We start from the raw sequence: 22724 nt of genomic DNA, 5'->3' as shown, positions 1-22724 counted from the left end.
ATGCACGATCACGCAGAGAGTACGGCTGGGAGCGTCCACCAGCTCGCGCGAGCCGCGAAGCGCGTTGCGCCGCAGCTTGCAGAGCTCTCGACCGAAGCCAAGAACACGGTGCTTCGCACGGCTGCTGAAGCACTCGTCGCGCGCACAGAGGAGATCCTTGAGGCGAACCGCGCCGACATCGCGGCCGGACGTGAGAACGGGATGGATGGGTCGCTCATCGACCGCCTGGCCCTTGACACCGATCGTGTCGCGGGCATCGCTGACGGTCTGCTCCAGGTTGCGGGGCTGCCGGATCCGGTCGGTGACGTTGTGCAGGGTCGTACGCTGCCGAATGGGCTGAAACTGCGGCAAGTGCGCGTGCCGCTGGGCGTGATGGGGATGGTCTACGAGGCCCGTCCGAACGTCACGGTGGATGCCTTCGGGCTCGCCCTGAAATCGGGCAACGTTGCACTTTTGCGCGGCTCGAAATCTGCAGTGCGTTCGAACGCGGCGCTGGTCGCGGTGCTGCAGGACGTACTCGCTGAGGCTGAGCTTCCGCGTGAGGCGGTACAGCTCCTGCCGTGCGAGAGCCACGCGACGGTGCAGGAGTTGATTACGGCTCGCGGCCTGGTCGACGTGGTCATCCCGCGCGGGAGTGCCTCATTGATTCACGCGGTGGTGCAACACGCGACAGTGCCAGCGATTGAGACGGGCACGGGCAACTGCCACTTCTACATCGACAAAGATGCCCCGCTGGATTCGGCGATTGACATGCTGCTCAACGGCAAGACACGTCGCTGCTCGGTGTGTAATGCGACGGAGACAGTGCTTCTCGACGCTGCGTTGTCCGACGCCGACAAGCTCCGCGTCATCGAGGCGCTCCAGGAGGCCTCGGTCACCGTCCATGGCGACGTGGAGACGCTTTCGGCGTGCGGTGCCCGCGACATCGTGGCTGCCACGGCGGAAGACTGGGCAGATGAGTACCTGTCGTTCGATATCGCGTGCGCGGAGGTTGACGGTGTGGAGGGCGCGATCGCGCACATTGCGAAGTACAGCACCGGGCACACAGAAGCTATCGCCTCGGATAGCGCGCGGGCACTGCAGCGTTTTGCTGATGGTGTTGACGCGGCAGCAGTGGTGCTGAACGCTTCCACAGCATTCACAGACGGCGAGCAGTACGGCATGGGTGCCGAGATTGGGATTTCTACCCAGAAGCTGCACGCGCGTGGCCCGATGGGGCTGCCCGAGCTGACCAGCACAAAGTGGATCGTTGAGGGGGCTGGGCACACCAGGCCGTAACCTTAATGAGACATTGGGGCAATCTGGCTCTATGCTCATTGGCGTGTTGAAATCCCATGCCTCCTGGCGCCTTCGCGTGAGCGCCCTCGTCATTGCCTTTGTCGCCGCGGTTACTGCGGTGCTTACCCCGATTGCCCCTGTCCCACAGGCTGAAGCGCAGCACCGCTGCCCGGCGGTCGCGTTTGTCGCGGCCCGCGGCTCCGGTCAGAACGACCAGATTTACCGCACCCGCTACTCCTCCCAGGCACCGTGGGTGTCCAACGGATGGGAGGGGCAGACCATTCGTGCCTTCTTGCACCACGCCGAAGGTCGCTACCGGGCGACGCACGGCGGCAATTCACTGATGAAGGACGTGGAGGTGCTCGGCCTTGAGCCGCGCTACTACCCGGCCGTCTACCCGGAGTACGAAGTACCGAATGTCATTGCACCGTCGACTGTGATGCAGGCGCTCGGCCTGGCGGTGCAGTACAGCATGCCGGTGCTGCGCATGGCCGTGCGGGCCGGCAATGAGTTCCGTGATTCCGTGCAGATTGGCCGCACTGGCGTGATGGCCATGATCAACAACTATGAGCGGTCCACTGGGTGCCGTCCGAAGTACATTTTGTCCGGCTATTCGCAGGGCACGATGATCATGCTGGAGCATGAGCGGGAGCTGGCGCGGCGTGGACAGCTTGCGGGCGTGGTCTACTTCGGTAGCCCGAACACCGCCCCTTGGGATCCGGCTACGGTTGGTGTTGCAGGCGGTGGCGCCGGAGGCATATTGGGCTTCTTGCCGTTCAATATGAAGACTGCTGCCGGGACGCGCAACCGTGTGAACTACTGTTTGCCACTGGATGGTGTGTGCGACCTGTCGATCCAGACGTTGCGCGCCTCCCAGGGCAACGGTGGCAACCACGGGCGCTACTACATTTGGCCTTCGCGCTGGGATAACCAGGTTTCGGACACCTTCGGCAGGTTTGTGGACCAGGTCCGGTACCGCTAAGCAGGGGCGGGAAGGCTTCGTCGCGACCCGCTCCGCGTAGCCTGGTGACCATGGAAGAGTTTGCTGATTCGCTCGCCGGTGCCTCCCGCATCGGCATCATGGGCGGTACGTTTGATCCGATCCACCACGGCCACCTCGTGGCGGCGAGCGAGGTCGCCGACAGGTTTGACTTAGACGAGGTCCTCTTCGTGCCGACGGGTAACCCGTGGCAGAAGGCGGATCGGGAGATTACCGCGGCCGAGGATCGGTATTTGATGAGCGTGGTGGCCACTGCTTCTAATCCGCGTTTTTCGGTCTCAAGGGTCGATATTGACCGGGGTGGCCCCACGTACACGTTGGATACTTTGCGGGATCTTCGGGAACAGTTCCCCGACGCGAAGCTGTTTTTCATTACGGGCGCGGACGCGCTGAGTTCGATTATGTCTTGGCGGCATTGGGAAGAGATGTTTGAGCTCGCCGAGTTCGTCGGGGTCACCAGGCCAGGCTATGAGCTGACGGAGGAGATGTTTCCGGAGGAGATTCAGCGCCGTGTGCACCTGATCGAGATCCCGGCGATGGCGATTTCTTCCACGGATTGTCGCAAGCGCGCGCAGGAGGGCCGTCCGGTGTGGTACTTAGTGCCGGATGGGGTGGTGCAGTACATCGCGAAGAATCGGCTCTATCAGTAAGTGGCACTTTGCGCGCCTGTCATGGGACAATGAGGGCGTTACATTTTATCTTGGTACTTGAAAAGGAATTGCTTCTTGAGCGCAGCGCAGATCTCCATTGAACAGGCCACCATTGCGGCGAAGGCTGCTGATGAGAAACTCGGCACCAATATTGCCGTGCTTGATGTGTCCCAGGTGATGGGCATTACGGATATTTTTGTCGTCGTATCGGCAAACAATGAGCGTCAGGTCGCCGCGATTGTTGATGAGGTGGAGGCTGAGCTGACCGAGGCGGGCCTGGAGCCGAAGCGTCGCGAAGGCAACCGCGAGTTCCGCTGGGTGCTGCTGGACTACGGGGACTTCGTGGTGCACGTGCAGCGTGAGCAGGAGCGCGAGTTCTACGGGCTTGACCGCCTGTACGCGGATTGCCCGGCTATCACCGTGGAAGGGATCGAGCCGTATCAGCGTCCGGAGGATTTCACGGAAGTCCGCGGGGTTGAGGATCTCGAGGATCTGCCGCTTGCTGGCGAGGCACCCGAAGACGAGGACTAAACGCGAGCCACGCTTGTGTGGTTTCCGTCGCCCGAAGTTCCGCCCACTTACGTAAGGAGGATCGCCGATGCAGCGCCGACTCATCATGCTGAGGCATGGGCAAACCGTGTACAACGCGACCCGGAGGATGCAGGGGCACCTGGACACCCAGTTGTCGGAGACCGGGATTGCTCAGGCGCGCGCTGCGGCGAGCATGGTGGCGCAGCTCGGTGTGTCGAAAATTGTCGCCTCCGATCTTTCGCGCGCGGCCGACACCGCGGAGATTATTGCTGACGCAGTCGGCGTGCCTGTGACTACGGACCCGCGCCTGCGGGAGACCCACTTGGGGGCGTGGCAGGGCAAGTCGCACGAGGAAGTCGACGGAGCTCACCCGGGGGCGCGTGCGCATTGGCGCAACGACGCGACATGGGCACCCCCGGAAGGTGAGAGCCGCGTGCAGGTGGCGCAGCGGGCCCGCCCGGTGGTGGACGAGCTGCTCGCGGACTATGCGCAGTGGGGCGATTCGGCGGTGCTTTTAGTAGCGCACGGAGGGACGATCTCTGCGCTGACTGCCAGTCTGCTCGGCTTCGATGTCGCGCAGTACCCGCTCTTTAAGAGTCTGGGTAACACGAATACCGCGCGCTTGTACGCGCTACCTGCGTACCGCGCCGGGGACTCGGGAGGCGACGACGAGGTGCAGTGGTACCTGGAGGCGTGGAATCAGGGGTTGGTTGCCCCATGACGGTACGCATTGTGGTTGATTCCGCCGCAGGTTTGTCTGAGGAATTGCTGCAGGAGCTTGATATCACCGAGGCTGCGCTGCATGTGATGGAGGGGGACGAGGGGGCGTCGACAAGCGGGCTGAGCGCGATTGAGCTTGCGGCGTGCTACGCGCGGCAATTGGAGCGCGGCGGGGACGATGGCGTGGTCGCGTTGCACTTGTCGAAGCACTTTTCCTCGACGTGGTCGGCCGCAGTCCAAGCTGCGGGGGTGTTCCCGGATACCGTGCGGGTCGTGGAGACGGACACTGCGGGGATGAGTATTGGTGCTGCGGCGATGGCGGCGGCGACGCTCGCGCGCGAGGGGGCTGACTTGGACGAGTGCGAGGCGATGGCGCGCTCGACCATCGAGCGCTCCGAGACGTGGCTTTACCTCAGCCAGCTTGATGATTTGCGCAAGAGCGGTCGCTTATCGACGGGCACTGCAGTCCTTTCCGCCGCATTGCTCGCTACCAAACCGATCCTGCGGCTCAACGCTGGCAAACTTGAGCTCGCCGGTAAAACGCGGACGCAGACGAAAGCCTTTGCAAAGCTTGCGGAGCTGGTGATGGAGCGAGCAGGCGACAAGCCAGTCTTCGCGGCGATCCAGCACACTGATGCGGTTGAGGCCGCAAATCAGCTTGCGGATACGCTGGAGGCGGTGTTACCGGATGGCTCGCGGATTTTGATCGAGCCGCTGGTGGATGTGATTTCGGTGCATACCGGTCAGGGGGCGATCGGGCTTTCGGTGGTGTTCTCCTCGCAGCGCGAGGGGTAGTCCGCGGCGAGGGCGGAATCTCAGTAGCCCCCTCTATCTCATCCGTTTCATTTGTACTGGATGTTTTTGATAGATTTCACTAGGGTCTTCCATTTTCGATTTGCGTTTCGTATTATGCGGGCATGGATACTCTTGACCGAATTAAAGAACTCACTCGCCCAACTGGGGAAGAAGACCTTCTTAACGTGGAATACCCGAAACCGCGACTTAGCGTGTCGCCTAAACATGCCTGCATCGCCGTCGCATTTGTACTGCTAGCGTTCGGTGCGTGGGCGTTTCTCCGTGCCTCGCCGCCGCCGGAGACCCCGACCACCTGGGACTCTGCGGCGACCGAAACGGAAAGCGCGCCAAGCGGGGAAATCGTGGTGTCTGTCGTCGGTGAAGTGGAGCGCCCCGGACTGGTAACGCTCCCAGACGGTGCGCGCGTTGCGGATGCCCTCAACGCCGCATCCGCCCGGCCAGACGCAGACATCTACGCACTGAACCAAGCGCAACTCTTAGTCGACGGGCAGCAGTTGGTCGTGCCTTCTGTGCACGCTGGTGGGGAGGCTGGCGCACAAGACGCCGATGCGTCGGCAGACGCCGGCGGGGGAGTGCTGTCGCTCAATACGGCGACCGCGTCCGAACTCACTGCGTTGCCGGGCGTCGGCGAAGCAACCGCGCAGGCGATCGTCCAACACCGCGAAACGAACGGCCCGTTTGCAAAGCCGGAGGATCTGATGGACGTGAAAGGCATCGGGCCTGCAAAGTTCGAAGCGCTCAAGGACCTCGTTGGGCTGTAACGATGCAGGAACTACGACTCGTGCCTGCTGCAGTGGGCGTCTGGGTGGGAGCGCTGTGCTGTCTGCTGTGGGGCCCGGTATGGGCTGGGGGAGCACTCGCAGTCGGGGCTGGCGCGTGCGTGCTGTACAAGGAGTACGGCCAAGCGATTCTGGTCGCGGGTCTGGGAGCTGCATCCACGCTGGGGACGCAGCTGCGCTGCGTGCTCGCGAGCCGTTGGGAGCAGACCGGGCATGCACAGGGGAGCGTGGTGGGAACCATCAGCGGACAACCGCGCGAGCTTGCGAGCGGTGGTTACTTGATCCGGATGAATGTCGACGGCTACCCCGCGGCCATGCCGGTGTTTATGGAGGACCTACCGCCGCACGCGGTTCCCGGCGCGCACGTTGAGGCCATCGGCAGGGTCGGGGAGTCCACGGTGCCGGGCGTCGGTACCGTGACGATCAATGGGGACATCGCAGTGCACGCCGGGCCGCAGGGGATGGCTCGGCTTGCTGACTATGTGCGAACGACTTTTGACCAGGCGGTACAAGCGCAAGTCGGCGAGGCAACCCGCGGGCTGATTCCGGGGATGGTGCTCGGAGACACCAGTTCCCAGAGCGACGCGGAGCAGCAGATGTACATCGATACGGGCCTTTCGCACCTGTCTGCGGTGTCCGGATCCAATGTCGCTATCGTGACGAGCGCGGCAGTAATCGCTACGACCCTGTTGAGGCTTGGGCTTCGCTATCGGCTCGCTGCGGCCACGGCTGCGTTGCTGCTGTTCGCCGGCTTGGTGGGGCCGGACCCAAGCGTGCTGCGGGCGTCTGTCACCGGTTTGGTGGGGCTGACCGCCGTCATGGCTTCGACCCGCGCGGAGCCGATCCACGCGCTGTGCTTCTCCATCATCGGCCTCGTTTTGGTTGACCCCGACTTGGCAGTGCACTACGGGTTTGCGCTTTCGGTCGCCGCAACGGCGGGGATCGTCGCACTCTCGCCGCTGCTGTATCGCGCGCTTGCATTCACCCAGTGGCCGGACATCGTGGTGCGCGCACTGGCCGTGGCGATCGCCGCCGATATTGCGACGATGCCAATTATCGCGCTCATGGCCGGGCAGGTCTCGCTCGTCTCAGTAGTCGCCAACGTGCTCGTCGCCCCTGTGGTACCGCTGATTACAGTGCTGGGGCTTCTCGCGTGTGTGCTTTCACTCCTTCCCGGCGGTTTCGAGGCGCTCGTGCTATGGATTGTTGAGCCCCTTGCTTGGTGGGTGCAGGCTGTGGCTGCGTACGGCGCGAACCTTCCTTCGGCAACGGTGAACGCGTCCCCGCCGGTAGTGCTGGTCTGCTACGGGTGGATCGTTGCCGGTTTTCTGCTCCACCGGCCGCGGGTCACGTTTGCGGTGGTGGCGGCGTTGCTTCTCGGTACCAACGTGTCGTTTCATGCGGCACGACCGATCGACCCGACGACGCTACGCGCGCACGTGGTCGAAACAAAAGAAGACGTCGAGCCGATCCCCGCCGGCACCGAACTCGTCGTCGTATTGGAAGGCGGCCGCCCGCACCGCTTCCCGGTGGTAACCACCTCCGGCATTCCGGTGCTGTTTCCAAACCGAGATGGGCGCGTGGTGCTCTACGCCGACGGGACGCAGCGCCTGCTCGGCCCGTAAGCTTGAGGGCATGCTCAACCCGGTTCACCTTGTGCTTGGCGAGGAGACGTTTCTCGCCGAGCGCGTCACCAAGGAAATCATCGACAGCCTCGGCCCGGCAGTCGAGGTGACGACGCTGCGTGCGGGTGACGTCACCGAGGGCGAAATTGCGATGGCGACGAGCCCGTCGCTGTTTGCCGAGGAGCGCGTCGTGGTGGTGAAGAAGACGGAGATGGCTCGCAAAGAGCCGACGCAGGTGCTTTTGGAGGCGTGCAAGAACCCTGCCCCGGGTATGACCATCGTTATCGAGCACACCGGAAAAGGCCACCAGAAGGCGGCGGTGACGAAGTTCAAGAAGCTGGCGGAGGTGCACACGGTGGACCCGGTCAGTGCGCGAGACCGCCCGGCGTGGCTGACCGCGGAGTTCCGCCGCCACGGGGTGCGTCCGCACCAGGACGTGGTGGCAGCGGTGCTCGAGTCCGTTGGTTCAGACTTGCGCGAGCTGGCCTCCGCCGTCTCGCAGCTTGTCGCGGACACGGGCGGGCAGGTGACCGTCCAGGCGGTGCGCGACTACTACACGGGAGTGGCCGAGGTCGCCGGGTTCGACATTGCCGAGCTTGCGGTGCAGGGGCGCGCGGATCGTGCGCTCGCGTCGACGCGCCGGGCGCTGCAACTTGGAACTGATCCGGTCGCGATCGCGGCGGCGCTTGCTTACAAGGTTGGCGACGTCGCGAAGCTGCAGGGCATGCGAGGGAATCCGAACGCGCTTGCCCGCGACCTGGGTATGGCACCGTGGGGCGTGAAGAAGACGATGCAGATTGCGCGCCGCTGGTCGCCAGCCGCAGTATCGGAAGCGGTCATCATCGTCGCGGACTTGGACGCGGAGGTGAAAGGCAACGGGGGCGTGCCCGAGTTCGCGGTGGAGAACGCGGTGCGCCGTATTGCACAGCTCGCGTGATACTTTTTCGTTATGAGCGATGAGATTCCGGAGGACGTGCAGGAGTTCGCCACTGCGCTGTTTTCCCTGGCCAGATCGGGGCAGCTGCAGCTGCTGGAGTACGTTGACCGTGGGGTCGACGTAGATTTGACTAACCAGGACGGCAATAGTTTCTTGATGCTCGCCGCCTATGCCGACCACCCCGAGCTCGTGCGGGGGTTGCTCGAGCGCGGCGCTGACGTGAACAAACTCAACGAGCGCGGCCAGAGCATCGTGGCAGGTGCGGTGTTTCAAGGTGATGAGGCGATCGTGCGCATGCTTATCGACGCCAACGCCGACCCCGACGCCGGCCACCCCACCGCCCGCGAGACCGCCACCATGTTCGGACGCGTCTCGCTCATCGAGCTGCTGCCGCCGAGGCGCGAGGCATGATCGGGTTCGGCGACCTCGCCGTCATTGTCGGGCTCAACGTATTGGGTGCGGCATCGCCCGGCCCCGATGTCATTTTGCTGACCCGCACGGGCACCCGTTCACGCAAGCACGCGTGGGCGACCACCCTCGGCGTGCAGACTGGCGTGTTGTTCTGGTGCACGCTGACCGTCATCGGCGCGACCGCGCTGCTAAATGCTTTTCCCTGGGCGCTCGAGGCAGTGCAGCTCGTCGGCGGGGCATTTTTGATCTGGATGGGCGTCGGCAACGTGCGTGGCGGGTGGGCGGATCGCCGCAAGCCACCGCCGAACACAGTGGAGGCGGCGAAACGGCTTGGCAGCCCTCGTGCGAGCTATTGGCGCGGGCTGACGACGAATCTGGCCAATCCGAAAATCGTGCTCGCCTTGTCCGCGATGATTGCGCCGCTGCTTCCGGCACATCCGTCGGCGGCTACGGCGGTGGTGGTCATCGCTGCGCTGTGGCTGAGTTCCTTCGCGCTCTTCGCCGTCTACACGCAGGTGATTTCGACGGAGAAGGTGCGCCGCCGCTTGCTCGGGGCGGGTCCGTTTATCGACATCGCGGCGGGCCTCTTTTTTATCGTGGTGGGCGCGGTGCTGTGCATGCGTGGGGCGCTTGCGTTGGCGTAGCCCCCGCGCGCAGCGGAGAAGCAGCTAGAGCTGCTGCATGACGAAGTCCACGGAGTCCCTCGTCGCGTCGGGGCGGGTAAACCACGTGTGACCGCCGCCGTTGACCCGCACCAGGCGCGTCGGTGTGATGCACCCGATTGGCTCGATGGAGGTGGTGCTGAAAAGACCACCAAATTCAAAGGTGCGGCTCGAGCAGCCGTTTTTCTGCCCGAACGTGTCGAGCACGCGTGTGACCGGCTGGTAGCCACCGCCGTGGCGGGTGCCGCCGTTGTAGTTGATGACATCGTCACGCGTGCCGTGCATCAACAAGGTGGCTACGCGGCCGAAGTCGCAGTTGCTGACCGTCGGGTCGTAGTACGCGCCAGCCGCGGAAGCGATGGCCTTGACCGTGTCGGAGGCATGGCAGCCAAGCACTGCGGCCATGCCGCCGCCGTTCGAAAGACCGATTGCGGCGACGCGGTTGCGGTCGCCGCCGAAGTTCTCGGCGAGATCAGCAATTACCGCGCGCACGTAGGCGATGTCCTGGTTTATGCTGGTCTTCGCGTACGGGGCACCGGCCCACGCGTTGTCGACGCCCTGGCCGTAGACGATGATCGTGTCCGTGGCGGCGTCTTCCAGGCGCAGGTATTCGTGGGCCCGCTCCGCGGAGTGCTGCCAGCCGCCGAAGCCGAAGATGATGGGGTAGGAGTTGCCGTCTGCGTGCCCGGCCGGCAGGACCATGTTGTAGGAGCGGGTGCGGCCACCGACGTTGATGGTGCGACGCATCGTGCCGTCTGGGGCGAACCCTGCGTCCCGGCCGCCGCGGTAGCCACCGTCGGCCGCGCCGCCCGTGCCGTCGTCGGGTGCATAAGAGGACCCTTCGGTGCCCACAACGGGAAGTGCGATGCCGAGGATGACTAGCAGCGCGAGCAGCGTGCCAATACGTTGCGCGATGACGGGGTCAACACCGGGGATCTCCGGGATGAAGTCGGAAAGCGAAGCAGCGTGCGCTTCTTCGGTCAAAGGGGCGTCTACAACGGCGGTGGAGCCGAGCGCCAGGCTGGTTGCAATGGCAGCGGCGCACAAAGCGCGCTGGTAGCGACGAGGTTTCTTCACGGACGAGTATCGTAATCTAGCCGCGAACTGATTACACCCCGGGGGTAAGCAGAGAAAAAGATAAAAACCCGCCACTAGCCATGAAGGGCTAGGGCGGGGGTGACACGCGCTCGCGCCGTCGGCGCGAAGGCGGACGTTACGCCATCTTGTTCAGCGCCTGTGCCATGTTGGACTTCTTGTTTGCCGCGTTGTTGCGGTGGAAGACGCCCTTGGTCACGGCCTTGTCCAGCTTGCGGGACGCAACACGCAGCTGTGCCTCAGCGGCAGCCTTGTCGCCGGACTCCACGGCCTCGCGGAACTTGCGGATCTCCGTGCGGGTGGCGGAGCGGACGGACTTGTTGCGCTGACGACGCTTCTCGTTGGTGAGGACGCGCTTCTTCTGCTGCTTGATGTTTGCCATGATGTACCTCTTGGTCTTTCGTATTCGGATCGGTCATGTCGATCTTCACCGGAAAGGGCGTAAGCGTTTGACTGTGGCAACCGGCGCGCGGTTTACGCGGACCCAAGGTCCTGCCCGCGTCGTCAAACAGCCCTGTGGATTTCCGGGCGAGAACAACTTCTCCAAATTAGCAGGATGTGGGCGCAAGCTCCAAACTGCTTAGCCCCAGTCGAAGCGGTCCCGGAGCCGGTTGGCGACGCGCTCAAAGCGACGCGGCGGGATAATCGTGCCGGAGCGGTGCAGGTCACTTTCGGGGACGATGAGCGTTTTGTCCAGGCGCACCCAGCAGGGTTTGCCGGATTCGTGCCATTCGCCTGCGCCGATGCCGAGCCAGCGCTCGTCGTTTGCGTGCTCGGATTCGGGGGAGATGAGCAGGCCGAGCACCTCGTTGCGCTCGCGGCCGACGACGAGCATGCTGCGTTGCCGCGGCGGGTGCGAGGGCATGGTGACCCACACGACTTCGCCGGGTTCGGCGTTCCCGTCCATATCGGGAGCGTAATAAATATTGCGTGGCAACAGCGCGGTCGGTTTGACGGTGACGTAGGTGGCGGTGCGCGGTTCGTGCGCGGGGTTGCGCGTGCCGAGGCGTTCGTTGAGCAGCGCGAGTCCTTGGTCGAGGGACGCGGTGCGCCGCTCTCGGTGGCTGCGTCGCTTGAAAAGGTGGGAGGTTTTCGCTTTAAGCTTGTTGAGCGGCGCGAAGCTACCTTGCCGCTTGACCAGGCGCGGGCCATCGCCGCGGGTGCCGGCTTCTCGGTGTGATTCCACGTTGGCGAACCTCCCGTTCGTGTTGCTCGCCACTTTAGGCGCTTGGTGCGGGTGGGACAAGTGGTTGGGGGTGGGTTGGCCCCGGTAGGATGGTGGAACTATGGCTGCCACGACGAAGAATTTTGCGGAACAGACGTTTACTGATCCCTCGCGGATTCGAAACTTCTGCATTATCGCTCATATTGACCACGGTAAATCCACGCTCGCGGATCGCATTTTGCAGCTGTCCAACGTGGTCGCCGCGCGTGAGATGCGCGACCAGTACCTGGACAATATGGATATCGAGCGTGAGCGCGGCATCACCATTAAGGCGCAGAACGTGCGCTTGCCGTGGACGCCGACGTCGGGCGAGTTCGCCGGCCAGGACATCGTCCTGCAGATGATTGACACCCCGGGTCACGTCGACTTCTCCTACGAGGTCTCGCGTTCGCTCGACGCCTGCGAGGGGGCAATTTTGCTTGTCGACGCGGCGCAGGGGATCGAGGCACAGACCCTTGCCAATCTGTACATGGCCATGGAAAACGACCTGGAGATCGTCCCGGTGCTGAACAAGATTGATTTGCCGGCGGCCGATCCGGAGAAGTACGCGAACGAAATCGCCCACATCATCGGCTGCGAGCCCGAGGAGGTGCTGCGCGTTTCCGGCAAGACAGGCGAGGGTGTGCCGGAGCTGCTGGACAAGGTCGTCGAGCTGATTCCGGCGCCGACGTCGGAGCACGGTGCGGACGCACCGGCGCGTGCGCTGATTTTTGACTCGGTCTACGACACCTACCGTGGCGTGGTCACGTACATCCGCATGATGGACGGCAAGTTGGAGCCGAACCAGCGCGTGCAGATGATGAACACCGGCGTGCAGCACGAGATCTTGGAGATCGGCGTGGTCTCGCCGACGATGAAGAAGGCGAAGGGCCTGGGCCCGGGCGAGGTCGGCTACCTGATCACCGGCGTCAAAGACGTGCGCGAGACCCGCGTGGGCGATACCGTGACGTGGGCGCAGAAGGGCGCCGATGACCCGCTGGACGGTTTCGAAGAGGTCAAGCCCATGGTGTACTCGGGCTTGTTCCCGGTGAGCCAGGAGGACTTCCCGGCGTTGCGCGAGAGCTTGGAGAAGTTGCAGCTCAACGACGCGTCGCTGACGTGGGAGCCGGAGACGTCGGTGGCGCTTGGCTTTGGTTTCCGCTGCGGTTTCTTGGGCCTTTTGCACATGGAGATCACCCGCGACCGCCTCGAGCGCGAGTTTGACCTGGACTTGATTTCGACCGCGCCGTCGGTGACCTACCGCGTGATCGCCGAGGACGGCACCGAGCACATGGTGCACAACCCGTCTGACTGGCCGGGTGGCAAGCTGCAGCAGGTGTTTGAGCCGGTGGTGAACATGACGATCATCGTGCCGCAGGAATTTGTCGGCTCGACGATGGAGTTGTGCCAGTCCAAGCGCGGCCAGATGAAGAACATGGAATACCTGTCCGAGGACCGCGTGGAGCTGCGCTACCTCATTCCGCTTGGCGAGATCATCTTCGACTTCTTCGACATGCTCAAGTCGCGCACGAAGGGGTATGCCTCGCTCAACTACGAGGACGCTGGGTGGCAGGAGTCGAACCTGGTCAAGGTGGATATTCTGCTGCAGGGCGATCCGGTGGATGCGTTCTCGGCGATTGTGCACCGGGATTCTGCGCAGTGGTACGGCAACAAGATGACGAAGAAGCTGAAAGAGCTCATCCCGCGTCAGCAGTTCGAGGTGCCGGTGCAGGCAGCGATTGGCTCGAAGATTATTGCGCGCGAGAACATCCGCGCGATGCGCAAGGACGTGCTGTCGAAGTGCTACGGCGGTGACATTTCGCGTAAGCGCAAGCTGCTGGAGAAGCAGAAAGCGGGTAAGAAGCGCATGAAGGCGATCGGTTCGGTCACCGTGCCGCAGGAGGCGTTCGTCGCGGCGCTGTCTACCGACGAGGGCTAAACACCCCGATCAAGGCGGTCGCCACAACCGTCGCCACCGTGCCCCAGGGCCCTTCGCTTATCGACGCCGCGAGCACCCACACGTTGCCTACCAGGTGCAACACCCACGCGGCCTCGATACCGCGAGTGCGCCAGGTCAGCCAGGCGGCGCAGGCGGCGAAGACGGCGACGTCGGCAAGCGTGCCCGCGCCGCCAGTGTGCAGGGCGACAAAGCCCAGCGCCGGGAGGCCGTAGGCGAGCGGCGCGCACAGGCCGTCGAGGATTTGCGGCAGCGCAGCCCGGAAGACGAGTTCCTCTGCAGCAGTCTGCAGCGCAACGATGCCGCAGAGCGCGACGAACGCGCCCCAGCCGAGCATGGGTGATTCAAGGGAGGCAACGGTCGCGACGGCGTAGACACACACCGTCACCGCGAGCGCGCGGCCAACACACGCCCAGCGGATGCGCTTTTCAGCGGAGATGAGTGTGGCGGGGTGCCTCCCGGTGCATGCGCGCGCGAGTGGGGCCGCGGGCAGGGTCGCGGCGAGGATGCATAGCGGCTCGAACCGTGGTTCAACTGCTCCTGCCTCTTGGAGACCGAACGCGGCAGCCACGCCAAAGATGGTCGCGAAGATGACGAGTAATACGAGCTCGCCAGCGCGCGCGGCCACAGAGGCGGGGGCAGCGCTGTGGAACTGCGTCATGGCTGCGTCGGCGCGGTGACGTGTACGTCGAGACCGATTTCCGCAGATTCACCCGGCGCGAGCACCACGCCGTCCCGGCTTTCGCCGAGCAGCGCCGGTTCGACGCAGACGAACCCCGCCCAGTCGTCGGCACCGAGGTTTTCGTCCTGGGCGCACACTTCGGGGCCGGGGTTCCAGACTACGACGTGGTCGGTGCCGTGGGGGGTGAAGGTGAGGGTGCGGTGGGCGTCGCTGAGCGAGCACTGCGCGGTAGTTCGCACCACGCGGTCGACTTCCTCGCCGAAAACGATGGGGGCCTCGAGCGTGCGCGTGACGCCGGCGACCTTGTCAAGGTAGGGCGCGCCCTCAAGCCCCGTGACGCGGGCGTGGGCAGCGTCGACCGCCCAGTAGGGGTGCAGCGCAAGCTGAATGCGGCGCGGGACGTCGTCGAGGTTGTCGACGCGCAGGCCGAACGAGATTTCGGGTTCGGTGCGCACGGTGTAGGTCAGGCGCAGGTGGTCGTTGGTCAGCTGGGCCGTGGTGGTGCCGCTGCCCTGCGCGGTGCGCACCCAGGGCAGCTGGTTGGCCCAGCCGTGCATCTGCGGACCGAGGGTTTGCGCGAACCAGGGCGCAACGACGGGCACACCCCCGTGGGCGGGACTGGCGGCTGATTGGAACAGCAAGTCTCCGGTCGGGTGGGGTAGGTGGCGCAGGTGGGCGTCGTACGTGGGCATGGGGGCCACCTTAGTGCCCACTACGACGTTGGCGAGCACAGCGAGCACGAAAGCACCGAGCAGACCCGCGACCGGGAGGAACGCGCGCAGCGAATCCAGATCAGCGATGCCGGAGAAGTTGGCGTAGGAGACGTTCGCGTTGTTGACAATGTGCAGCGCCAGTGCCAGCTCGAGCCCGCCGGTGCGGTGCACGAGGAGCGCGGCCAACAGCGCGAAGATAGAGACGGTGACGAGCTGCCCACCACCGCCGGTGTGCCCGAAGACGAACAGTGGCACCGGCGCGAGATACGCAACCCACGGGGACGACGCCCATGCGCCAACGCTTTGCACCAGAGTGCCGCGGAAGAGGAGTTCTTCGGCCAAGCACTGCAGCGGTAGCAACAACACAGTGATGGCAACACAGGAGAAAAAGACCGCATCGAGGCGTGCGGGTGGGGCACCGAATGCGAGCACACCTACCGCGAGCGCGAGCACACTCGGTGCGGCGAACGCGGCGAGCGCGGGGAGGAAGAAGCGCCACCGGAACCTGCGCTCGATCGACCAGAGTGCGCGCACGTCGCGTCCCGACGCCCAAGCGGCGACAAACGCGGCCGGGATCGTCAGCGCGATCGCCCCGTAGCCGAAGAGCATGGAGGTGGGGTTGCCCTCGGCGATGCCGCCCGGTTGTTCTGCGCCGTTGATCAGTAAGAAAGGCACCACCCACACCGCCTGCAGCACGACGAAGAGCAGACCGGCAACTGCAAGCTCGACGGCCGGGCGCCACCAGCGGTACGGGCGGGTGCGTTCAAGGCGAGCGAGACGATGGTAGGCGGTGATCACCCGGATAGTGTCTACGATCGGGCATATGGAGTCAACCGTCGAAATCACCAGAAACCAGTGGAAAATCTTCGCGCGCGTGCTGGGGCAGCCGGACGCGCCAGCGCTCCTGTTCCTCCAGGGCGGACCGGGATCGCCCGCGCCGCGCGAGCGCTTCGAGTGGATACAGGAGGCGCTGCGCCGCGGCTACCGCGTCGTGCTGCTCGATCAGCGTGGCACCGGCCGCTCGACGCGCATCGACGCCGCAACCCCGGAGCTCATCACCGCCGACACGCTGGCGCAGCTGCGCGCGCCCGAGATCATCAAGGACGCCGAAGCGATCCGCGAAGAACTCGGCATCACCCGTTGGGACGTGTTGGGCCAATCCTTCGGCGGTTTCTGCCTGCTGCACTACCTTGCGGTCGCGCCGGAGCGGATCGGGGTGGCGGTGTTTACGGGCGGGTTGGCGTCGATAAGCGAAGGCCCCGATGCGGTCTACGAGGCGACCTTTGACAAACTGCGCACCCGCCACCGCGCGTTCAACTTGGCTTTCCCGGAGGCGGAGCGGATGATCCGCGAGGTCTGCCGCCACCTTGCCGCGACCGAGGAGACGTTGCCCACCGGCGAGCGGCTCAGCCCGCGCCGCTTCCGCACCATCGGCATCGCACTCGGGCAGGAAGGCGGTTTCGCCTCGCTCGCGAACCTGCTGGAAGCGCCCTTCCACCCAAACGGTCGGTTGCGCACCGATTTTCTCGCCGCTGTCGGCCAGCGCGTCAGCTTCGCGGCCAACCCGCTCTACGCCGCCATCCACGAATCCATCTACGGCGGCACGGTGGCGGGCGCGACCGATTGGTCCGCCGAGCGGGTCTCGCGCGCGATCGCCGGTTTCGGCCCCGACGCCACGCCTGACGACGACGAGTTCTACCTCACCGGCGAGCACATCTTCGGCTTCCAATTCGATGAAGACCCCGCGCTGCGGCCGTTCAAGGACGCCGCGCACGCGCTCGCGCTGAAAGACGACTGGCCCAACCAGTACGCGGGCATTGTCGACGGGGTGGCCGCGCACGACGCCGCCGGCGGGAAGCGCGTTGCCGCTGTCTACACCGACGACATCTATGTGCCGCGCGAACTCTCGCTGGAAACGGCGCGCGCACTCGGCGTCGACGCATGGGAGACAGCGCGCTACCAGCACGACGGCCTGCGCAAACACGGCGCCGCGGTGCTGGGTCAGCTGCTGGAGCGCGCGGCGGGCGCACAGTAGCGAAAGCGGGCTATGATCAGGGCATGCAACGACCGTTTCCCCGCGAAGAAGCGCAACTCAGCGAGGCCGAGTCCGCCGAGTTTGAACTGTTAACCAGCGGTTTCGAGCGCGTCGAGGAACACGTGCTCAGCTGGGCGCTTATTCCGCAGATTTACAACTAGGCAGTTCGTCCGCCGCCGAAGGATAAGACGGCTGCGCGCCGGGGCGCTGCACTGCGAACGCGCCGACGCGCGCGGCGAAGGCTGCGGCCTCGTCCAAAGAGTCGCCTTCGACCAGCCGGTGGCACAGCGCGCCCGCGAACGCGTCGCCCGCGCCGACGGTGTCGACCGCGTTCACGCGCGGGGTGGGGATGGGGCGCAGACCGTTGGCGTCGGCGACCAGGGCGCCGGCCGCGCCGAGGGTGAGCACCACGGACGGGAAACCCACGTCCAGCAGGCGCTGCGCGAGCGTCTCCGGCTCGCCGGTGTCGTCGGCACCGAGCTGGGCGAGGATCAGCCCGGCCTCGTGCTCGTTGGCCAGCAGCGGGTCGGCCTGCAGCAGGGCTTCGCGCGGGACGTCGACGACGGGGGCGAGGTTGACCACGACGCGGCCAGCCGCGAGCGCGACCGCTTCGGCGAAGCCGTCGGCCGGGATCTCGCCTTGCAGAAGGACGAGCTGCGCGGCCTCGACGGGAGTGCTGTGGGCGCGGACGAAGGCGGCGTCAACACACGCGTTCGCGCCGGGCACGACGAGCACCGTGTTCTCCCCGTCGGCCGCCACCGTGATCACGGCAAGACCGGTGACTTCTTCGATTTCTTCGACGTTGCTTAAGTCGACGCCCGACGCGCGCAGCACGGAGGTCGCGGGGCCCGCGTTCGCGTCGTCGCCGACCGCGCCGACAAGCGCGATGCTGGCACCCAGCTTCGCCGCCGCGCAAGCCTGGTTGGCACCCTTCCCGCCTGCGGTGAGCCCGCCGCCGTTGCCGAGGAGGGTTTCGCCGGGGTTGGGGTGGCGCGGCACGGTGACGGTGAGGTCGGCGTTAATGGAGCCGACAACGACGATGTCTGCAGATGAGTGGCTCATGCCTACTCATCGTACGGAATGATCGCCTCCAGCAGCGCCTGCGTGTATTCGTGCTGCGGGTTGGCCCAGATCTCCTCGGTAGCACCGTGCTCGACGATGCGGCCGCGCTCCATCACCGCCAACCGCGGGCACAGCTCGCGCGCGACTTGCAGGTCGTGGGTGACAAAGATGAGCGTATGCGTGCCGACGGTCTCGCGTAGTAGCTCGAGCACCTGGTGCTGGATCGTGGCGTCGAGGGCGGAGACGGGCTCGTCGGCAAGCAAAAGGCGCGGGCGCGGGGCGGCGGCGCGCGCGATCGAGATGCGCTGGCGCTGCCCGCCAGAAAACGCGCGGGGGAGGCGATCGCCGGCGCCGGCGAGTCCGACGGCGTCGAGGACCGCGTCGGCGCCGTCGGCGGTGACACCGGTTTCGCGGATGGAGTCGCGCACCCGCATCCGCGGGTCGAGCGAGGAGTACGGGTCCTGGAACACCATCTGCAGCTGTTTCTCGGCGCGCACTTCGCCCGCCGACGGGGCGATAAGTCCCGCGATGACGTGCAGCAGGGTGGTTTTGCCGGAACCCGAGCCGCCGACGATGGCGAGGCGTTCGCCTTCGTGGACGGTGAGGTTGATGTCGGAAAGCACGCGCGTGCCGCCGCGATCGACGCACACGCCGGCCAATTCAACTGAGGCCGCAGCGGCGGTGGAGCGCGGCACCGGCGCGGGCGGGCCTGGGCGCGCGGCGGCCTCGAGCTGGCGGGCGTACTCGCTGTCGCCGTCGACGATGCGGCCTTGGTGGAAGACGAGCGTGCGGTCGGTCATGCGGCGGACCACGGCGAGGTCGTGGGAGATAAACAGCAGTCCCATGCCGCGCTCGGTGACTAGCCGGTCGAGCAGGTCGAGGATCTGCGCCTGCGTGGTCACATCTAAGGCGGTGGTGGGTTCGTCGCAGATGAGCACGTCGGGGTCTTGCGACAGCGCGAGCGCGATGAGCACGCGTTGGCGCTGTCCGCCGGAGAGCTGGTGCGGGTATGCGTCTGGCCTGTCGACGCCCACCTGGCGCAGCAGGTCGCGCGGCACGAGGCGGCCAACCTTGGTCAGGGGGTCGAGCGCGGTCATCGGCTCCTGGAAGACCATGGCGACGCGGCTACCGCGCACGGAGCGGCGCACGCGGTCGCGCGTGCCAACCATCTGGACGCCGTCGACGGTGATCGAGCCGCGCGCAGCGGGCAGCCCGGGTCCGTCGGCGAGCCCCATGATGCTTAAGGCGGTGACGGATTTGCCGGAGCCGGATTCGCCGATGATGCCGACGCGTTCGCCGCGTGCGACGGTGAAGGAGACGTCGTGGAGAATGCCGGGGACGGTTAACGAATCTACCGTAATGACGGGTGCGGTCACGGTGTCCTCCGATCGCCGAGAAGGTTGAAGCCCAGTACAGTCAGGGCGATGGCGCAGCCAGGCCACAGCGCCAGGTGCGGGGAGGTGGCCAGGTACGGCTGGGAGGCTTGCAGCATCCGCCCCCAGGATGCGTACGGAGCGGGCGTGCCCAGGCCGAGGAAGGACAGGCCAGCTTCGGCGAGGATGGCCAGTGCGAGCGCAGTCGAAATTTGCACTGTAATAATAGGGGCGATGTTGGGCAGCACGTGGCGCGTGGCGATCCGCCAAGCGGGTACGCCGCTGATCCGCGCCGCGAGGATGTAGTCCTGATGCATGATCTGCATGGTGCCGACTCGCGCGACGCGCACGAACCCGGGGATGCCGGCGATGCCGACGGCGGCAATGACCACCCACGTCGACGCGCCGAACACCGCCGTGAACACGATCGCAAGCAACAGCGCCGGGAAGGCGAGCAACAGGTCCGCGCCCGCCATCACGGCGTGCCCGGTGCCACGCCGCATGCCTGCGAGCACGCCGAGCGGGACGCCGATGAGCGCGGAGCAAGCAACCGCGGCGCAGGCGACAGACAGCGTGAAGCGTGCGCCGTGCATGATGCGCGAGGTGATGTCGCGCCCCAGCGCGTCGGTGCCCATCCAGTGCTGCCAGCTCGGGCCCGCCAGGTGCGCGGCGGGGTCGGCGTGCAGTGGGTCGTAGGGGGTCCAAACAAGTGAAAGCAGCGCGGCGAACGCTGCGGTGCCGATGAGCACCCAGCCGAGCGTTCGCGAGGTGTTGGTGCGTGTCATGCGCGCCTCCGAGTCCGCGGGTCGATCGCGGCGTAGCTGACATCCACCGCCAGGTTCACCAGAAGGGTGAACGCGACGATGCACATCATGACGGATTGGACTTGGGTGAGGTCGCGGTTGCCGACGGCGTCGAGAAGCATGCTCCCGAGCCCGGGAATCGCAAAAACCCGCTCGATGACCACCGCCCCCACGATCAGCGCGGAAAGCTGCACGCCGGTCACGGTAAGCACGGGTAAGGCGGCGTTGCGCAGCGCGTGGCGCGCAAGGGCAGTGCTTATCGACGCTCCGCTCGCCCTCGCCGTACGCACATAGTCTTTCTCCAACTCCTCGGCAATCGCGGCGCGCACGTACCGGGTGAGAATCGACGCCTGCACCAACGTGAGCGCCACCACCGGCAGCACTGCGTGCGCGGGCGTGCCCCAGCCGTTGGCGGGCAGCCAACCGAGCCGCACCGAAAACAGCGCGACGGCAAGGATACCGACTAAAAACGAGGGAACGACGATGCCGACCTGGGTCAGCCCGTCGACGATTGCGGCGTCGGCGTGGCCGCGGCGGCGCGCCAAGTACACGCCCAGCGGGACCGCGATGCACACGGAGACGGCCATCGCGGTAAGCGTGAGCGTAAGCGAGACGCCCGCGCGCTCCGCGAGTTGGGGCCCAAGCGGGGTGCCGCTGGCCATGGAGAGCCCGAAGTCGCCGGTGAGCATTCCGGTGACCCAGCTGAAGTATTGGGTGACAAGCGGGCGGTCGGTGCCAAGCTGGCGGGCGAGCTCGGCCACGTCGTCCTCGGTGGCGGCAACGCCGAGCGCGACGCGCGCTGGGTCGCCGGGCACCGCGCGCAGCAGCAGGAAGATGATGAGGCTGGCGGCGGCGAGCAGGAGCGCAAAGCGGGCAAGGGCGCGGCCGACGCGCGCGGCAAAAGTGGTTGGCATGGCTACTTCTCCACCCTGCGTAGTTCGAGTGCGTCGGTGACCACGTTCGGGTTCAGCCCACCCACGCCGGGTGCGTAGAGCACCACGTTAGGCGCATTCGCCAGGGTGAGTGCGCCGGCATCAGCCATGATGGTTTTCACGGCGGCTTCGCGGTCGCCGTCGGCAAGCGCGGCGCGCACGGCGGCGGAGTCGTAGCCCAAGTAGTAGTCGGGGTTGCCAAAGAGCATGCCCAAGTCGCGCGGCTCCACGTGGGCGACGAGCGAGGCCTGGTAGTCGTGCCCGTTGAGGACGTCGTTGAGCCAGACTGCGGGGAATTCGACGGTTTCAAGCCGGACGCGGAAGCCGACGTCGGCAAGCTGGGAGTAGATCAGCTCGCTGGCGGTCTGCGCGTAGGCGAGGTTCGGCACGGTGATGGTGACTTCCGGAGTGCGGCCGGCAAGCAGGGCGCGTGCGCGGTCGGGGTCGAAGGGGTAGAAGTTCTCGCCGGTGTACCAGGGGTCGGTCGGCGGGACGGGCGCGCCGCCGGTGTCGGTGGCCAGTCCGTTGTAGACGACCGCGTTGATCGCGTCGCGGTCGATGGCGTAGGCGGCGGCGCGGCGCACGTCGGGATCGTCGAAGGGGGCGCGGTTGTTGTTCATGGAGAACAAGACCTCGCCGTTGGTGGTACCAATGTCGACGGTGATGTCTTCCGGCAACGCATCGAGGAGCTGCGGGGCCTGCATCGCCCAGACGACGTCGGCGTCGCCGGTGCGCAACGCGTTCACGGCGGCGGTGGAGTCGTCGAAATAGCGGATCGCTGCATCGCTTTTCACGGGCCCACCCCAGTAGTCGGGGCGGGCGTGAAAGGCGATGGACTCGCCGACGCGGAAGCTGGACACGCGGTAGGGGCCGGTGCCGAGCGGGTCGGTGGCAAGCCGGTCGATGCTCGCCGGGGCCATCATGGCGCCGGTGAGCGTGCCCATGGACCACAGCCAATCCGGGTCGGGTGCCGCAAGCGTAACCACCAGCGTGTGCGAATCGAGCGCGTGCGCCTCTTCGACCGCGTCCATCTGCTTCTTCAGCCCGTTCGTCCAATGATTCTTGACGTAGTCGATGGAAAACGCGGCCGTGCCGGCGGTAAACGGGGTGCCGTCGGAAAACGTGACGTCCTCGCGCAGGTGGAAGGTGTAGGTAGTGCCGTCAGCGCTCTCCTCCCAGCTTTCTGCCAGGAAGGGTTGCGGCGTGCCGGTGTCGTCGATGCGCACGAGCGTCTCGTAGACGTTGCTCATCATCGCCTGCGGCACCGCGGCGCCGCCAGTGGAAGTAAAATCTAGGCTCGCCGGCGCGGCCTGGGTCGCCACCACCACGCTGTCGCGCGCGGGTACGCCGTCATCGGTCGCGCACGCGCTCGCGCCGAACAGCGCGCCGGAGGCGGCGAGCACCGTGCTCGCGATGCGCCGCCGAGTGTCCATGGGTTTCGCCATGGATGCACAGTGTA

24 protein-coding genes are annotated in these 22724 nt (G+C 65.6%); 14 read left to right on the top strand and 10 right to left on the bottom strand.

All coding sequences use genetic code 11. The features are described from left to right. From CIMIT_RS09065 to CIMIT_RS09015, 11 genes are all read left to right on the top strand, one after another. Nucleotides 1-1278: a glutamate-5-semialdehyde dehydrogenase gene (locus CIMIT_RS09065; RefSeq protein ID WP_038592003.1), complete on the top strand. Its 1278-nt coding sequence runs from the start codon at nucleotides 1-3 to the stop codon at nucleotides 1276-1278. Nucleotides 1279-1321: 43 nt separating this feature from the next. Continuing rightward, a complete protein-coding gene (locus CIMIT_RS09060) occupies nucleotides 1322-2260 on the top strand; it encodes a hypothetical protein (RefSeq protein ID WP_231910287.1) in 939 nt (312 codons plus the stop codon). Nucleotides 2261-2310: 50 nt separating this feature from the next. Further along, on the top strand, nucleotides 2311-2928 hold the full coding sequence (nadD, locus tag CIMIT_RS09055) for a nicotinate-nucleotide adenylyltransferase (RefSeq protein WP_084674326.1): 618 nt from the start codon (nucleotides 2311-2313) through the stop codon (nucleotides 2926-2928). A 75-nt stretch (nucleotides 2929-3003) separates the two neighbouring features. Next, on the top strand, nucleotides 3004-3459 hold the full coding sequence (gene rsfS, locus CIMIT_RS09050) for a ribosome silencing factor (protein ID WP_038592000.1): 456 nt from the start codon (nucleotides 3004-3006) through the stop codon (nucleotides 3457-3459). 67 nt (nucleotides 3460-3526) lie between these two features. Then, nucleotides 3527-4180 carry a histidine phosphatase family protein gene (locus tag CIMIT_RS09045; protein ID WP_038591997.1) on the top strand — a complete coding sequence of 218 codons (654 nt, stop codon included), beginning with the start codon at nucleotides 3527-3529 and terminating at the stop codon, nucleotides 4178-4180. Then, nucleotides 4177-4974 (top strand): DegV family protein, encoded by a 798-nt coding sequence (locus CIMIT_RS09040; RefSeq protein ID WP_038591994.1) that lies wholly within the window; start codon nucleotides 4177-4179, stop codon nucleotides 4972-4974. Before CIMIT_RS09045 ends, CIMIT_RS09040 begins: the two co-directional genes overlap by 4 nt. A 122-nt stretch (nucleotides 4975-5096) precedes the next feature. Continuing rightward, entirely contained in the window at nucleotides 5097-5756 is a 660-nt protein-coding gene (locus tag CIMIT_RS09035; RefSeq protein ID WP_038591992.1) for a ComEA family DNA-binding protein, read from the top strand. A gap of 2 nt (nucleotides 5757-5758) precedes the next feature. Then, nucleotides 5759-7399, top strand: a complete 1641-nt coding sequence (locus tag CIMIT_RS09030) for a ComEC/Rec2 family competence protein (RefSeq protein ID WP_038591989.1) — start codon at nucleotides 5759-5761, stop codon at nucleotides 7397-7399. Nucleotides 7400-7409: 10 nt separating this feature from the next. Further along, nucleotides 7410-8336 carry a DNA polymerase III subunit delta gene (gene holA / locus CIMIT_RS09025; RefSeq protein ID WP_038591986.1) on the top strand — a complete coding sequence of 309 codons (927 nt, stop codon included), beginning with the start codon at nucleotides 7410-7412 and terminating at the stop codon, nucleotides 8334-8336. A 12-nt stretch (nucleotides 8337-8348) separates the two neighbouring features. Further along, on the top strand, nucleotides 8349-8747 hold the full coding sequence (locus tag CIMIT_RS09020; RefSeq protein ID WP_038591983.1) for an ankyrin repeat domain-containing protein: 399 nt from the start codon (nucleotides 8349-8351) through the stop codon (nucleotides 8745-8747). Next, nucleotides 8744-9391: a LysE family translocator gene (locus tag CIMIT_RS09015; RefSeq protein WP_038591978.1), complete on the top strand. Its 648-nt coding sequence runs from the start codon at nucleotides 8744-8746 to the stop codon at nucleotides 9389-9391. The genes CIMIT_RS09020 and CIMIT_RS09015 overlap by 4 nt, the downstream gene beginning before the upstream one ends. A 24-nt stretch (nucleotides 9392-9415) precedes the next feature. On the opposite strand, the gene CIMIT_RS09010 is transcribed toward CIMIT_RS09015, so the two are convergent. The 3 genes from CIMIT_RS09010 to CIMIT_RS12990 form a co-directional block, all read right to left on the bottom strand. Beyond that, nucleotides 9416-10486, bottom strand: a complete 1071-nt coding sequence (locus tag CIMIT_RS09010; RefSeq protein ID WP_144311838.1) for a CE1 family esterase — start codon at nucleotides 10484-10486, stop codon at nucleotides 9416-9418. 136 nt (nucleotides 10487-10622) lie between these two features. Further along, the gene (gene rpsT, locus CIMIT_RS09005; protein ID WP_038591974.1) at nucleotides 10623-10886 is read right to left on the bottom strand and encodes a 30S ribosomal protein S20; all 264 of its coding nucleotides are present in this window, start codon (nucleotides 10884-10886) and stop codon (nucleotides 10623-10625) included. 198 nt (nucleotides 10887-11084) lie between these two features. Beyond that, nucleotides 11085-11690 carry a type II toxin-antitoxin system PemK/MazF family toxin gene (locus CIMIT_RS12990; protein WP_231910286.1) on the bottom strand — a complete coding sequence of 202 codons (606 nt, stop codon included), beginning with the start codon at nucleotides 11688-11690 and terminating at the stop codon, nucleotides 11085-11087. Nucleotides 11691-11790: 100 nt separating this feature from the next. Between CIMIT_RS12990 and lepA the strand changes: the two genes are divergently transcribed. Next, entirely contained in the window at nucleotides 11791-13647 is a 1857-nt protein-coding gene (gene lepA / locus CIMIT_RS08995) for a translation elongation factor 4 (RefSeq protein ID WP_038591969.1), read from the top strand. Here lepA and CIMIT_RS08990 read toward each other — a convergent pair. Then, a complete protein-coding gene (locus tag CIMIT_RS08990) occupies nucleotides 13631-14326 on the bottom strand; it encodes a CPBP family intramembrane glutamic endopeptidase (protein ID WP_038591964.1) in 696 nt (231 codons plus the stop codon). The genes lepA and CIMIT_RS08990 overlap by 17 nt on opposite strands. Next, nucleotides 14323-15858 carry an aldose epimerase family protein gene (locus CIMIT_RS12180; protein WP_051904916.1) on the bottom strand — a complete coding sequence of 512 codons (1536 nt, stop codon included), beginning with the start codon at nucleotides 15856-15858 and terminating at the stop codon, nucleotides 14323-14325. Before CIMIT_RS12180 ends, CIMIT_RS08990 begins: the two co-directional genes overlap by 4 nt. Before the next feature lie 25 nt (nucleotides 15859-15883). On the opposite strand from CIMIT_RS12180, the gene CIMIT_RS08980 reads away from it, so the two are divergent. Next, complete coding sequence (locus tag CIMIT_RS08980) at nucleotides 15884-17095, top strand: alpha/beta fold hydrolase (RefSeq protein ID WP_038591958.1); 1212 nt, start codon at nucleotides 15884-15886, stop codon at nucleotides 17093-17095. 23 nt (nucleotides 17096-17118) lie between these two features. Further along, entirely contained in the window at nucleotides 17119-17256 is a 138-nt protein-coding gene (locus CIMIT_RS12825; protein WP_169713231.1) for a hypothetical protein, read from the top strand. Here the strand turns inward: CIMIT_RS12825 and CIMIT_RS08975 are convergent. From CIMIT_RS08975 to CIMIT_RS08955, 5 genes are read right to left on the bottom strand one after another with little or no spacing between them, the layout of a single operon-like run. Next, a complete protein-coding gene (locus CIMIT_RS08975; protein WP_038591953.1) occupies nucleotides 17234-18157 on the bottom strand; it encodes a ribokinase in 924 nt (307 codons plus the stop codon). The two genes, CIMIT_RS12825 and CIMIT_RS08975, sit on opposite strands and share 23 nt — an antisense overlap. Before the next feature lie 2 nt (nucleotides 18158-18159). Next, complete coding sequence (locus tag CIMIT_RS08970; RefSeq protein WP_038591948.1) at nucleotides 18160-19533, bottom strand: ATP-binding cassette domain-containing protein; 1374 nt, start codon at nucleotides 19531-19533, stop codon at nucleotides 18160-18162. Continuing rightward, nucleotides 19530-20315: an ABC transporter permease gene (locus CIMIT_RS08965; RefSeq protein WP_051904915.1), complete on the bottom strand. Its 786-nt coding sequence runs from the start codon at nucleotides 20313-20315 to the stop codon at nucleotides 19530-19532. The genes CIMIT_RS08970 and CIMIT_RS08965 overlap by 4 nt, the downstream gene beginning before the upstream one ends. Then, complete coding sequence (locus CIMIT_RS08960) at nucleotides 20312-21247, bottom strand: ABC transporter permease (protein WP_038591944.1); 936 nt, start codon at nucleotides 21245-21247, stop codon at nucleotides 20312-20314. The genes CIMIT_RS08965 and CIMIT_RS08960 overlap by 4 nt, the downstream gene beginning before the upstream one ends. Before the next feature lie 2 nt (nucleotides 21248-21249). Then, a complete protein-coding gene (locus tag CIMIT_RS08955; protein WP_038591941.1) occupies nucleotides 21250-22710 on the bottom strand; it encodes an ABC transporter substrate-binding protein in 1461 nt (486 codons plus the stop codon). Nucleotides 22711-22724 lie beyond the last annotated feature (14 nt).

Origin of the sequence: Corynebacterium imitans, assembly GCF_000739455.1 — a bacterium.
GTDB lineage: Bacteria > Actinomycetota > Actinomycetes > Mycobacteriales > Mycobacteriaceae > Corynebacterium > Corynebacterium imitans.
The sequence above is the reverse complement of the archived record's forward strand: the minus strand, read 5'-3'. Positions and strand labels throughout refer to the sequence as shown.